Here is a 12,025-nt window from a genome sequence, read left to right as displayed (position 1 = left end):
GACGTCCGTCGCGGCGCCACCGAGTGTCCGTCGCCACGCCCGATTCCGGGGTCCGCGTAAAGTGACCGACCATGGCGATTCTCCCCATCCGCATCGTCGGCGACCCCGTTCTGCACAATCCGACCGAGAAGGTCACCCGATCGCCGGAGGAACTCGCCGAGCTCATCTCGGACATGTACGAGACCCTGGACGCCGCCAAGGGCGTCGGCCTGGCCGCCAATCAGGTCGGTGAACCGCTGCGGCTGTTCGTCTACGACTGCCCGGACGTCGACGCGAACGGCTCGATGAACCGCCGCCGCGGCGCGGTGATCAATCCGGTGCTGGAGACGTCGGACATCCCCGAGACGATGCCGGATCCGGACGACGACGAGGAGGGGTGCCTGTCGGTGCCGGGTGAGCAGTTCCCGACCGGCCGCGCCGACTGGGCCCGCGTCACCGGCACCGACGAACGCGGCGAACCGGTCGAGATCGAGGGCAAGGGCTTCTTCGCCCGGATGTTGCAGCACGAGGTGGGCCACCTCGACGGTTATCTGTACGTGGACGTGCTGATCGGGCGCAATGCCCGCTCGGCCAAGAAGGCGATCAAGCGGAACGGCTGGGGCGTACCGGGTTTGAGCTGGCTGCCGGGCAGCATGCCGGATCCGTTCGGCCATGACGACTGAACTCCCCGACATCCCGCCCGGCCGCCGGGTGGTGATCCGATACCGGCTACCGGAAGGTTATCCCCAGCGGTTCACCGATGTGATCGGCGAACTGGTGGCGCGGGAGCCACCGACGATCCGCACGGCGGACGGGCAGACGGTGGCCATCGCCCGCGACCACATCGTGGCCATGAAGGCGCTGGGGCCCAGGCCGATTCGCACCAGCGAGATCCGCGCGCTGGAGGCGGCGGCGAGCGACGGCTGGCCCGGCGTCGCCCGGGCCCGGATGGACGGCTGGCTGGTCACCGCCGGGAACGGATACACCAACCGGGCCAATTCGGCCGTGCCGCTGGGCGATTCGGCCGGGGCGGCGCGGATCGACCCGGATGTCCTGCACCGGATCGGCGAGTGGTACACCGAGCACGGCCTGCCGCTGCAACTGCGGCTGCCCGACCGGCTTGCCGAGGCGCCGCCGGACTGGCGGACCTGGAGCGAGACCCGGGTACTGGGGATCGATCTGGACAATTTCCGGTTCCCGCAGGGACCGTCGATGGTGCGGATCGACGCGAGCCCGCACGAGGCATGGCTGGAACTGCATCGGTTCCAGGGCGAGGACACCACGCCGGTGCCGCCGCCGCAGCCGGACGAGGCCGTGCTGACCGCCGTGCACGACGGCGAGATCGGTTTCGCCGCACTGGGTTTGCCGACACCGCTGGCCGTCGGCCGGGGCGCGGTCACCACCGCGCCCGACGGCCGGCGCTGGGTGGGCCTCACCTGCGTCGCGGTCGCCGCACCGCACCGGCGCCACGGCCTCGGCACGCTGATCTGCGCCGAGCTGATCCGCTGGGGGCACCGGCACGGCGCCACCCACGCCTATGTTCAGGTGGCGGTGGACAATACGAGGGCGTTGGCGATGTATCGGGAGATGGGTTTCGTCGATCACCACGACTACCGCTACGCGGCACCGAAGTGACGCCGCGCGGCGGCCGGTTCGGCGAAGAGGAAGGACTGCGACTGTGCGCCTGGCCACGTGGAATGTGAACTCGATTCGCTCCCGGCTGGATCGGGTGATCGGCTGGCTCGACCGCGCCGATATCGACGTGCTGGCCATCCAGGAGACCAAGTGCCGGGACGACCAGTTCCCCGCCGAACGGTTCGAGGAGGCCGGCTACGAGGTCGCGCACGTCGGGTTCAGTCAGTGGAACGGCGTCGCGATCGCCTCCCGGATCGGCCTCGAGGATGTCGATATCGCCTTTCCCGGCCAGCCCGGCTTCGACAAGGAGGCCGAGACCTCGCTGCTGAGCGCGCCGGTGGTGGAGGCCCGCGCGATCGGCGCCACCTGCGACGGGGTGCGGGTGTGGAGCCTGTACGTGCCCAACGGCCGCGCGCTCGACGATCCGCACTACGCCTACAAGCTGGAATGGCTTGCCGCGCTCCGGGATACGGCCGCACGCTGGCTGGCCGAGGACGACGCGGCGCGGATCGCCCTGGTCGGCGACTGGAATATCGCACCCACCGACGCCGACGTCTGGTCGCCGGAGTTCTTCGAGGGCAAAACCCATGTCTCGCAGCCGGAACGGGACGCCTTCAACGCCCTCGCCGAGGCCGGGTTCACCGATGTGATGCGGCCGTTCGCACCCGGTCCGGGCGTCTACACCTACTGGGACTACACGCAGCTGCGCTTTCCCCGGAAGGAAGGCATGCGCATCGATTTCATCCTCGCCTCACCGGCGCTCGCCGCCCGGACGACCGATGCGTCGGTCGACCGGGAGGAGCGAAAAGGGAAGGGCCCCAGCGATCACGCGCCCGTCATCGCCGATTTCGCCGACTGAACCGCCGATTTCACCACCCATGCCGATTTCACCACCCGGTTCACCGGCCGAGCCGCGGGCTACACCGGACGGGTCTTGATGGCGTCCTGGGAGATGTACACGTCGTAGTCGCCCGCGGTGGCCACCACCGCGTTGCCGTATGCCGAGCGCACGAACGGATCGGTGTACCAGCGACCCTTCCGCATGTCCTCGAAGAAGTCCCGGTCACCGCCGTTGAGGAAGATGTGGTTCTGCCGGGTGGCGACGCCGTCGAGGCGCTGCCCGAACAGCCTGGTCACCTTGTAGCCGGAGTGGAAGCCGAGGGTGTTCACCCAGTGCTCGAGTTCGACGATGCCGGCCTGCAGCACCCACATATCGCCCTCGACGCGGTACGTCGCGTGCTGGTCGGGGTGGTCGTCGTCGCCGTAGAGCGTCAGCTCCACATCCAGCATGTGTTCCTCGCCGGATACCGGTTTCGCGACCACATGCGCGGCCTTCACCTCACCGGTCAGGCCCAGGTAGGTCTGCAACAGGGTGGTGGCCCACAGCAGGACCACCGCCACCAGCACGAGCACCAGCGCCCCGGTTCCCCGGCCCGCCAGCACCTTCCAGCCGACCTTGCGTGCCTTGACCACCGCGGTGATCACCAGCACGGCGGCGAGGACGAACAGCACGATCAGAAAGGCCTGGATCCAGCCGAAGTTCACCGGGAACACCATGCGGTAGTTGTACCCGGAATGAGCGAATTACGTCACCGTCACTTGCGCGCCGGACGGCGAGTCGCCGGGATCGGTCAGAACGCCGCCTCGTCCAGTTTCATGATGTCGGTGTCGAGGTTCTCCACGACGGTGCGCACTCCGCTCAGCAGCGGCAGCTTGTTCTTCGCGAACCACGAGGCGACGCCGATCTTTCCGGTGTAGAAGGCCCGGTCCTGCTCCGACGGCCGGCCGTCCAGCGCCGCCTGCGCCACCGCGGCCTGCTCCAGCAGCCGCCAGCCGATCACCAGATCGCCGGTGGCGTGCAGGAAGCGCACCGAGCCGAGGCCGACCTTGTAGATCTCCTCCGGATCCTGCTGCGCCGCAACGAGATAGTTGGTCAGTGCGGTCGCCGTCGCCTGCACGTCGGCGAGGGCGGCGCCGAGCAGTTCGCGCTCGCGCTTCAACCGGTCCTCCCCCGAGTCGACGAACTTCTGGATCAGGCCCGACACGTGCCCGAGCGCCACGCCCTTGTCGCGAACGATCTTGCGGAAGAAGAAATCCTGGGCCTGGATGGCGGTGGTGCCCTCGTACAGCGAGTCGATCTTGACGTCGCGGATGTACTGCTCGATCGGGTAGTCCTGCAGATAGCCGGAACCGCCGAAGGTCTGCAGCGATTCGGTCAGCGTCTCGTAGGCCCGCTCGGAGCCGACGCCCTTGACGATCGGCAGCAGCAGGTCGTTGACCCGCGCCGCGAGTTCCGGATCGGCCCCGAAGTTCGCCTGCGCCACATCGTCGCTCTGATAGGCGGAACAGTACAGATACAGCGCGCGCAGGCCCTCCGAGTACGCCTTCTGTAGCGCCAGGCTGCGGCGGATGTCGGGGTGGTGGGTGATGGTGACGCGCGGCGCGGTCTTGTCGGCCATCTGGGTGAGATCCGCGCCCTGCACGCGAGTCTTGGCGTACTCCAACGCGTTCAGGTATCCGGACGACAGCGTGCCGGCCGACAGCACGCCCACCATCATGCGGGCGTTCTCGATCACCTTGAACATCTGGGCGATGCCGTTGTGCACCTCACCGACCAGATAACCCACGGCCGGCTTGTCGCCCCCGTAGGTCAGCTCGCAGGTGGGCGAGGACTTGATCCCCATCTTGTGCTCGAGGTTGGTGACCAGCACCCCGTTGCGCTCGCCGAGAGCCATTGTCTCGCGGTCGAACAGGAACTTCGGCACGGCGAACAGCGACAGGCCCTTGGTACCCGGGCCCGCGCCCTCCGGCCGCGCCAGGGTCAGGTGGACGATGTTGTCGGCGGTCTCGCCCACGTCGCCGCCGGAGATGAAGCGCTTCACGCCCTCGATGTGCCAGCTGCCGTCGGGCTGCTGCGTCGCCTTGGTGCGGCCCATGCCCACGTCCGATCCGGCATCGGGCTCGGTGAGCACCATCGTTCCGGCCCAACGGTTCTCCCACCCGTGCACGGCCCAGCGGCGCTGCTCCTCGGTGCCCTCGGCGAACAGCACGGTGTGCATCAGCGGGCCCATGTTGAAGAAGCTCGCCGAATTGTTCGCGGCGACAAGCATTTCCTGTGTCGCCCAGACGAGCGGCGACGGCGCGTCGACCCCGCCCATCTCGGCCGGCATCCCCAGCCCCGACCAGCCGGCCTCGTTCACCGCGGCGACGGTCTTGCGCAGCGGTTCCGGAACGGTGACGGCATGTGCCGCCGGGTCGAACCCGATCGGATTGCGGTCGGCGTCGGCGAACGACTCGGCGATCGGCCCCTCCGCCAGGCGCAGCACCTCGGCGAGCATCCCGCGCGCGGTCTCCACGTCCAGATCCCCATAGGCGCCGCCGTCCAGCAGCGCCCCGATTCCCAGCACTTCGAACAAGTTGAACTCGATATCACGAAGGTTCGCCTTGTAGTGCGACACGGACCGGCCTCCTCGACTGAGTGGAATAGCAGCGTGTGCCGACTGACCACACGCCGGTTGACGTTATCCCTGGAGGTTGCCGTACGTCCGTTCGGTTACGCAACCGTAGGGTCCACGATGAAAAATGAATTCTTTGTACCTTGTACAAATTCGATACATCAGCGGAAACCGCGCACATCCCGAAGCGGCACCGAGCGGCCCGGCACCGCTTCGCCACATTTGCCAGAAATATGCTTTCCCACACCGAAGCCCCTCCGCGCACCGAGTGGGAGGCGTGCGATCCGGGACCGGAAACGTCCGCTCCGAGCGGGGCCGGCACGACCGCCGAGCCGCCGCCGTTGCCGCTGCTATCTTGGTGCGCATGGCCTCGGACTCGGCGGTGCGGCCGCGTCGGCGCGCGCAACATCTCGGACCCGAACGACGCCGCCCGCAGGTGCTCGACGCCGCGCTGCGCATCGCCGTCGACGACGGCATCGCCGCCGTCACCATCGCCGCGGTCGCCGAACGGCTGAACGTCACCCGCCCCGTCGTCTACGCCTGCTTCGCCGACCGGGTCGAACTCCTCGACGCGCTGCTGCAGCGCGAGGAGTCGTATCTGCTCAGCGGCATCACCGAGGCGCTGCCGCGGCGGCGCGTCGAGGCAGACGAGGAGGTCTTCGTCGACGGCTTCCGCGCCCTGCTGTCGACCGTGGCCACCCGGCCCGACACGTGGAAACTGTTGTACGGCAACCCGGATCCGGCCGTCGCGAGCTCGTTCGGCCGCGGCCGGCGGCTCGCCGTCGAGCGCTGCACCCGCCGCCTGCGGCCCACGCTGCACGCCTGGGGGACCGGCGATGCCGAACGCAAACTGCCCGCCCTCGTGGAACTCTGGGTCTCCGCCGGCGAGGGCGCGGTGCGCACGCTGCTGACCGGCGACGGCCTCTGGACGCCGGAGAGTCTGGGTGCGTTCGTCGGCGCGGCCGTGTATCGCGCCCTGCGCGAGGCCTGATCGCCGTCTCCGGGATCCGGTGACAGGCCCGGGCGGCGCCATGTACCCTCGGCCGGGACAACCGCACATGCCTACGGGGGCTCGCACCAGCGGGCTGAGAGGACGGCTAGCCCATTCGGGCGATTCAGGGCCGTCGACCGTTCGAACCTGACCGGGTAATGCCGGCGTAGGGAGGATTTCCGTGTCATCGAACCGTGCCGTCGACAACCATGCCGTCGACAACCATGCCGTCGACAACCATGCCGTCGACAACCATGCCGTCGACAACCATGCCGTCGACAACCATGCCGTCGACAACCATGCCGTCGACAACCATGCCGTCGACACCGTCACCACCGGCCCGATCCAGGGCAGTGTCAAGCACTATCGGCACGTCGATGCCGAGGGCGCCGCGCTGCGCATCCCGGTCCGCCGGATCAACCTGACCACCGGCGACCACTTCGACGTCTACGACACCTCGGGCCCGTACACCGACGAGACCGCCGCCATCGACGTCGAGGCCGGCCTGCCCAAGCTTCGCGACACCTGGTCCAAGCCACAGGTTGCGGGCCCCCGCACCCAGCTGGCCTGGGCCCGGCAGGGCATCGTCACCACCGAGATGCGCTACATCGCCGCGCGCGAAGGCGTCGCACCGGAACTCGTGCGCGACGAGGTGGCCGCGGGCCGCGCGGTGATTCCGGCCAATCACCGCCATCCCGAATCCGAGCCGATGATCATCGGCAAGAAGTTCGCGGTGAAGATCAACGCGAACATCGGCAACTCGGCGGTCTCCTCGTCCGTCGCCGAGGAGGTGGAGAAGATGGTGTGGGCCACCCGCTGGGGCGCCGACACCATCATGGACCTGTCCACCGGCAAGAACATCCACGAGACCCGGGAGTGGATCCTGCGCAACTCACCGGTGCCGGTCGGCACCGTGCCGATCTATCAGGCGCTGGAGAAGGTGAACGGCGATCCCGCCGCGCTCACCTGGGAGATCTACCGCGACACCGTGATCGAGCAGGCCGAGCAGGGTGTGGACTACATGACCGTGCACGCCGGCGTGCTGCTGCGGTACGTGCCGCTGACCGCCAAGCGCGTCACCGGCATCGTCTCGCGCGGCGGGTCGATCATGGCCGCGTGGTGCCTGGCGCACCATCGGGAATCGTTCCTCTACACGAATTACGCGGAGCTGTGCGAGATCCTGGCCCGCTACGACATCACCTTCTCGCTCGGCGACGGCCTGCGCCCGGGCTCGATCGCCGACGCCAACGACGAGGCCCAGTTCGCCGAGCTGCGCACCCTGGGTGAGCTGACGAAGATCGCGAAATCGCATGGCGTGCAGGTGATGATCGAGGGCCCCGGCCACGTGCCGATGCACAAGATCGTGGAGAACGTGCGGCTGGAGGAGGAGTGGTGCGAGGAGGCGCCGTTCTACACCCTCGGCCCGCTCGCCACCGATATCGCGCCCGGCTACGACCACATCACCTCCGGGATCGGCGCCGCCATCATCGCCCAGGCCGGCACCGCGATGCTGTGCTACGTCACGCCGAAGGAGCATCTGGGCCTGCCCGACCGCGACGACGTGAAGACCGGCGTGATCACCTACAAGATCGCCGCGCACGCCGCCGATCTCGCCAAGGGGCATCCGCACGCCCAGGAGCGCGACGACGCACTGTCCCAGGCGCGCTTCGAGTTCCGCTGGCTCGACCAGTTCAATCTGTCGCTGGATCCGGACACCGCCCGCCAGTTCCACGACGAGACACTGCCCGCCGAACCGGCCAAGACGGCACACTTCTGCTCGATGTGCGGGCCGAAGTTCTGCTCGATGCGCATTTCGGCCGATGTCCGCGAATACGCGGAGCGGCACGGGCTGACCGATGTCGAGGCGATCGAGGCCGGAATGGCCGAGAAGTCCGAGGAATTCGCCGACGCCGGCAACTCGGTGTACCTGCCGATCGTGTCGTAGCCGGCACGAATCCCGATGCCGCAGACCGCCTTCCGTCGTCCCAGCGGAGGCCGGGGTCCCGCCTGGCCTCGGCCTCCGCTGGGCCGACGGGTGCGGTCCGGATCAGGATCGCGACGAAATCTGTTGTACGGCCCAGCCGTTGCCGTCGGGATCGCCGAAGAACAGGAAGCCGATGTTGTCGAGGGATCCGTCGGGGCTCGGCGCGACCCGCTGGATCTCGCCGACCTCGAGCCCGCGCTCGATCAATTCCGCCCGCGCCCTGGGCAGGTCGGCGACGACGAGTTGCAGGCCGTGCAGCGAGCCCGGCTCCATCTTCGCGAAGTCCCGCTCGCCGAGGACGATCGAACAGCCCGAGCCCGGCGGTGTGAGCTGGACGATGCGCGTACCGCCGGCGCCGGCGGTGTCGTGGTCGACGGCGAAGCCGAGCTTGTCGCGATAGAAGTCCTTGGCGCGATCGATGTCCGAGACCGGGACGATGACCACCTCGAGCGTCCAGTTCATGAGCGTTCCCTTCGTTCGAGCGACACCGGCACGACTATCGACGGCGTGTCCGGAGGAGACTCATCGCTGTCCACGAGGGGCGACCGGTCCGCGGCCGACGATCGGCGGCGAGCAGGGCGTGAAGGTCGACCGGGCAACGGCCGGCTGCCACGTTACGCGGGCACGCGACCGTCCACCGATCTCATTCGGGTACCGGCCGGGTGTATCGGGTACCCGTCTGCCGGAACCGTAGGGTTTGCCTCGTGAAACTGCTGCCACTGACACCCGACGGCCGGACACCGGTTCGCGCGCTGACCATCGCGGGGACCGATTCCGGCGGCGGCGCCGGAATTCAGGCCGACTCCCGCACGATGGCCCTGCTCGGCGTGCACGCCTGTGTCGCCGTGGCGGCGGTGACCGTGCAGAACACGGTGGGCGTCAGCGGTTTTCACGAGATTCCGCCGCAGGTGGTGGCCGATCAGGTGCGCTGCGTGATCGGTGATATCGGCATCGGCGCGGCCAAGACCGGCATGCTGGCGTCCACCGCGATCATCGAGGCGGTGGCCGCGGTGTGCGGGGAGGTGGGCATCGGACGCGCGGGCACGATCCCGCTGGTGGTGGATCCGGTGGCGGCGTCGATGCACGGCGATCCGCTGCTGCACGCCGAGGCGCTGGACGCGCTGCGCGAGGTGCTGATCCCGATGGCGACCGTGATCACGCCCAATCTGGACGAGGTGCGGCTGCTGTCCGGCGTGCACGTCACCGACGACGGCAGCGCCCGCCGGGCCGCCGAGGCGCTGCTCGAGCTGGGCCCGCGGTGGGTGGTCGTGAAGGGCGGACACCTGCGGTCCTCCGATTTCAGCACCGACCTGCTGTTCGACGGCGACCGGTTGCACGAGCTGTCGGCCCCGCGCATCGACACCGGCAACGACCACGGCGGCGGGGATACCCTGGCGGCGGCCACCGCGTGCGCCCTGGCCCACGGCTACGAGGTGCCCGAGGCGATCGCCTTCGCCAAGGAGTGGACCACCCGCTGCCTGAAGGCGGCCTATCCGCTCGGGGCCGGGCACGGGCCGGTGTCGCCGCTGTGGCGGCTGGCCGAGGGCTGATTTCCTGGGAGCTTCCTGGGAGCCGCCCTCCCAGGAAGCTCCCAGGCTGGGCGCAGCCGTGCCGCAGGCTGGGGGCCGATCGTCATCGGCATGACCGACACAGTGACGGCCGCTCCGGCGGCAGAACCGGCCGGTGTCGTGCTGACACCGGTGCTCGACGTGGTGATTCCCGTCTACAACGAGGAACGCGATCTCGGCGTGTGCGTGCGGCGACTGCACGATTTCCTGCACGCCGGATTCCCGTTCTCGGCACGAATCACCATCGCCGACAACGCCTCGACCGACAGCACGCTGGACGTGGCCCGGCTGCTGGCCGACGAACTCGCCGACGTGCGAGTGGTGCACCTGGACCGCAAGGGCCGCGGCCGCGCGCTGCGCGCGGTGTGGGATGCCTCCGACGCACAGGTCGTCGCCTATATGGACGTGGACCTGTCGACGGACCTCAACGCCCTGCTGCCGCTGGTCGCCCCGCTGGTGTCGGGACATTCGGATCTGGCCATCGGCACCCGGCTGGCCAAGTCGTCGCGGGTGGTGCGCGGGCCCAAGCGCGAGTTCATCTCCCGCTGCTACAACCTGATTCTGAAGGCGTCGCTACAGGCCCGGTTCTCCGATGCGCAGTGCGGCTTCAAGGCGATGCGCGCCGACGTCGCGCGCCGGGTGCTGCCGCTGGTGCAGGACGGTGAGTGGTTCTTCGACACCGAACTTCTGGTGATCGCCGAGCGCGCCGGGCTGCGCATCCACGAGGTGCCGGTGGACTGGATCGACGATCCGGACAGCCGCGTCGACATCGCCGACACCGCCCGCAAGGATCTGCTCGGCGTGTGGCGGGTGGGCCGGGGCCTGGCCTCCGGCTCGCTGCCGGTCAACGAGTTGCGGCGGGCGATCGGCCGAGAACCGCTGGTGGACGGCGTCCCGCTGGGGATGGTGGGCCAGCTGGTGCGGTTCGGCATCATCGGGGTGGCGTCCACGCTGGCCTACATGCTGCTGTATGTGATCCTGCAGCCGTTCACCGGGCCGCAGCCGGCGAACTTCCTCGCGCTGCTGCTCACCGCGATCGCCAACACCGCCGCCAACCGGGCCTTCACGTTCGGCGTGCGCGGGTCGAACTCGGTTGTCTCCCACCACTTCCAGGGACTGCTACTGTTCGTCTTCGCCTGGGTGCTGACCAGCGGGTCGCTGTTCGCACTGCACCGCTGGGCACCGGACGCGCCGGTGCAGCTGGAGCTGATCGTGCTGGTGGTGGCCAACGCCGTGGCGACGCTGTGCCGATTCGTCGGACTGCGCTGGGTATTTCGCAATGCGGTGAGCGGATCCGGCACCGAGCCGGTGATGAAAGACCTGGCGCCGCAACCGAACTCCCTCGTCAATCGGTGACCGCTGCACCGGCCTGGCCGGGCGCTACCGCTGCTTACCGTCGTCGCTGTCTCGCTGGGCCGACTTCGCCTTCTTCTCCGCTCGCTTTTCCTTGAGGGACTTTCCCGACTTCTTGGACATACTCTTGCGCGGAGATTTATCGGACATGAGGGTCCTTTGCTCGCAAGACCTGACTGGCCTCGGTCCCCCGACCTTACAGGGGTTTTCGGTTGCCGGACACGCAAAGCGCGCGATGGCGAAGTAGCCCCGACGGGATTCGAACCCGCGCTACCGCCTTGAGAGGGCGGCGTCCTAGGCCGCTAGACGACGGGGCCAGGACTCGATCTTCGGAAAGACCGGCATGTCTTCCGATCGGAAGACCCCGGCCAGCTTAGCCGCCGGTCGGCGCGCGGCCAAATCGCGGAGGCCGGCTCCCGTTGCAGACGGTTCTTCAGTCCGCGGCAGGGCGCGGACCCAGCACCGTGTGCAGGGTCGCCGACCACTGCCGGACGATCTCCTTGCGGCGCACGGAATCGTCGGTGAGCACATCGGCCAGGCCGAGACCGCGGGCGAGGTCCAGGGTGGCCTGGACGAGGTGATGGGCGACGGGATCGGCATCGTCGACACCCAGCGACTCCACCGCCAGCCGATGCGAGGTGCGGCCGAAGCGGGCCTCCAGCGGCACGATCCGCTCGCGGAGCGCGGGATCGGCGGCGGCGTGCGTCCACACCTGCAGCGCCGCCTTGAACAACGGGCTGGTGTAGGACTCCACCAGCCCGGCGACGACCGCCTCGGTGCGGCCGACGCCCTCGGCCACCTCGCCGAGCGCCTCGGCCTCCGCCTTCGCCTGTGCCATCCGGGTGTCGAACATGTACTCGAGCGCGGCGGTGATCAGCTCCTCCCGGGTCGGGAAGTGATGTTGCGCCGCACCGCGCGACACCCCGGCCCGCTCGGCGACCACGGCCACGGTGGCGGCCGCCCAGCCGCGCTGGGCGAGACAGTCGATGGTCGCCTCGAGCAGCCGCTGCCGGGTGGCCCGGCTGCGGTCCTGCTTGGGTTCGTGCGGTGTGCCCATGAT

12 protein-coding genes, 1 tRNA gene and 1 riboswitch are annotated in these 12,025 nt (G+C 68.8%); of the genes, 7 read left to right on the top strand and 6 right to left on the bottom strand.

The features are described 5' to 3' along the window. Nucleotides 1-71 precede the first annotated feature (71 nt). The 3 genes from D892_RS0113980 to D892_RS0113970 are packed head-to-tail and all read left to right on the top strand — an operon-like array spanning nucleotide 72 to nucleotide 2,473. Nucleotides 72-662 carry a peptide deformylase gene (locus D892_RS0113980; RefSeq protein ID WP_024801827.1) on the top strand — a complete coding sequence of 197 codons (591 nt, stop codon included), beginning with the start codon at nucleotides 72-74 and terminating at the stop codon, nucleotides 660-662. After that, nucleotides 652-1,614, top strand: a complete 963-nt coding sequence (locus D892_RS0113975) for a GNAT family N-acetyltransferase (RefSeq protein ID WP_024801826.1) — start codon at nucleotides 652-654, stop codon at nucleotides 1,612-1,614. Before D892_RS0113980 ends, D892_RS0113975 begins: the two co-directional genes overlap by 11 nt. Before the next feature lie 43 nt (nucleotides 1,615-1,657). Next, entirely contained in the window at nucleotides 1,658-2,473 is an 816-nt protein-coding gene (locus D892_RS0113970) for an exodeoxyribonuclease III (RefSeq protein ID WP_024801825.1), read from the top strand. A gap of 59 nt (nucleotides 2,474-2,532) precedes the next feature. Here the strand turns inward: D892_RS0113970 and D892_RS0113965 are convergent, their stop codons facing one another. Further along, nucleotides 2,533-3,171: a hypothetical protein gene (locus D892_RS0113965; protein ID WP_024801824.1), complete on the bottom strand. Its 639-nt coding sequence runs from the start codon at nucleotides 3,169-3,171 to the stop codon at nucleotides 2,533-2,535. Between the two features lie 74 nt (nucleotides 3,172-3,245). Beyond that, nucleotides 3,246-5,072 carry an acyl-CoA dehydrogenase gene (locus D892_RS0113960; RefSeq protein ID WP_024801823.1) on the bottom strand — a complete coding sequence of 609 codons (1,827 nt, stop codon included), beginning with the start codon at nucleotides 5,070-5,072 and terminating at the stop codon, nucleotides 3,246-3,248. A 361-nt stretch (nucleotides 5,073-5,433) separates the two neighbouring features. Between D892_RS0113960 and D892_RS0113955 the strand changes: the two genes are divergently transcribed. Both D892_RS0113955 and thiC read left to right on the top strand, forming a co-directional pair. Next, nucleotides 5,434-6,060: a TetR/AcrR family transcriptional regulator gene (locus tag D892_RS0113955; protein ID WP_024801822.1), complete on the top strand. Its 627-nt coding sequence runs from the start codon at nucleotides 5,434-5,436 to the stop codon at nucleotides 6,058-6,060. Between the two features lie 63 nt (nucleotides 6,061-6,123). Next, nucleotides 6,124-6,250: riboswitch (TPP riboswitch) on the top strand. Between the two features lie 153 nt (nucleotides 6,251-6,403). Then, the gene (thiC, locus tag D892_RS0113950; RefSeq protein ID WP_051499659.1) at nucleotides 6,404-8,005 is read left to right on the top strand and encodes a phosphomethylpyrimidine synthase ThiC; all 1,602 of its coding nucleotides are present in this window, start codon (nucleotides 6,404-6,406) and stop codon (nucleotides 8,003-8,005) included. A 102-nt stretch (nucleotides 8,006-8,107) separates the two neighbouring features. Here the strand turns inward: thiC and D892_RS0113945 are convergent, their stop codons facing one another. Beyond that, the gene (locus D892_RS0113945; protein WP_024801820.1) at nucleotides 8,108-8,506 is read right to left on the bottom strand and encodes a VOC family protein; all 399 of its coding nucleotides are present in this window, start codon (nucleotides 8,504-8,506) and stop codon (nucleotides 8,108-8,110) included. Nucleotides 8,507-8,748: 242 nt separating this feature from the next. Here D892_RS0113945 and thiD point away from each other — a divergent pair, with 242 nt between their 5' ends. Together thiD and D892_RS0113935 are read left to right on the top strand one after the other, a co-directional pair. Beyond that, entirely contained in the window at nucleotides 8,749-9,594 is an 846-nt protein-coding gene (thiD, locus tag D892_RS0113940) for a bifunctional hydroxymethylpyrimidine kinase/phosphomethylpyrimidine kinase (RefSeq protein WP_024801819.1), read from the top strand. 90 nt (nucleotides 9,595-9,684) lie between these two features. Continuing rightward, complete coding sequence (locus D892_RS0113935; RefSeq protein ID WP_024801818.1) at nucleotides 9,685-10,968, top strand: bifunctional glycosyltransferase family 2/GtrA family protein; 1,284 nt, start codon at nucleotides 9,685-9,687, stop codon at nucleotides 10,966-10,968. Between the two features lie 24 nt (nucleotides 10,969-10,992). On the opposite strand, the gene D892_RS49180 is transcribed toward D892_RS0113935, so the two are convergent. The 3 genes from D892_RS49180 to D892_RS0113925 form a co-directional block, all read right to left on the bottom strand. Next, nucleotides 10,993-11,115 (bottom strand): hypothetical protein, encoded by a 123-nt coding sequence (locus D892_RS49180; protein WP_255360224.1) that lies wholly within the window; start codon nucleotides 11,113-11,115, stop codon nucleotides 10,993-10,995. A gap of 94 nt (nucleotides 11,116-11,209) precedes the next feature. Beyond that, nucleotides 11,210-11,282: transfer RNA gene (locus D892_RS0113930), tRNA-Glu, on the bottom strand. 116 nt (nucleotides 11,283-11,398) lie between these two features. Continuing rightward, a complete protein-coding gene (locus D892_RS0113925) occupies nucleotides 11,399-12,022 on the bottom strand; it encodes a TetR/AcrR family transcriptional regulator (protein WP_024801817.1) in 624 nt (207 codons plus the stop codon). Nucleotides 12,023-12,025 lie beyond the last annotated feature (3 nt).

The sequence above is a fragment of the Nocardia sp. BMG51109 genome (genome assembly GCF_000526215.1).
Taxonomy (GTDB): domain Bacteria; phylum Actinomycetota; class Actinomycetes; order Mycobacteriales; family Mycobacteriaceae; genus Nocardia.
Note: the sequence above shows the minus strand (reverse complement) of the source record. Positions and strands in the feature narration are given on the sequence as shown.

What these genes read in the sequence shown, in the direction of transcription:
- D892_RS0113955 (WP_024801822.1), top strand. Translation starts at nt 5,434, where the DNA reads ATGGCCTCGGACTCGGCGGTGCGGCCGCGTCGGCGCGCGCAACATCTC.
- D892_RS0113935 (WP_024801818.1), top strand. Translation starts at nt 9,685, where the DNA reads ATGACCGACACAGTGACGGCCGCTCCGGCGGCAGAACCGGCCGGTGTC.
- D892_RS0113980 (WP_024801827.1), top strand. Translation starts at nt 72, where the DNA reads ATGGCGATTCTCCCCATCCGCATCGTCGGCGACCCCGTTCTGCACAAT.
- D892_RS0113925 (WP_024801817.1), bottom strand. Translation starts at nt 12,022, where the DNA reads ATGGGCACACCGCACGAACCCAAGCAGGACCGCAGCCGGGCCACCCGG.
- D892_RS0113945 (WP_024801820.1), bottom strand. Translation starts at nt 8,506, where the DNA reads ATGAACTGGACGCTCGAGGTGGTCATCGTCCCGGTCTCGGACATCGAT.
- D892_RS49180 (WP_255360224.1), bottom strand. Translation starts at nt 11,115, where the DNA reads ATGTCCGATAAATCTCCGCGCAAGAGTATGTCCAAGAAGTCGGGAAAG.
- D892_RS0113965 (WP_024801824.1), bottom strand. Translation starts at nt 3,171, where the DNA reads ATGGTGTTCCCGGTGAACTTCGGCTGGATCCAGGCCTTTCTGATCGTG.
- D892_RS0113975 (WP_024801826.1), top strand. Translation starts at nt 652, where the DNA reads ATGACGACTGAACTCCCCGACATCCCGCCCGGCCGCCGGGTGGTGATC.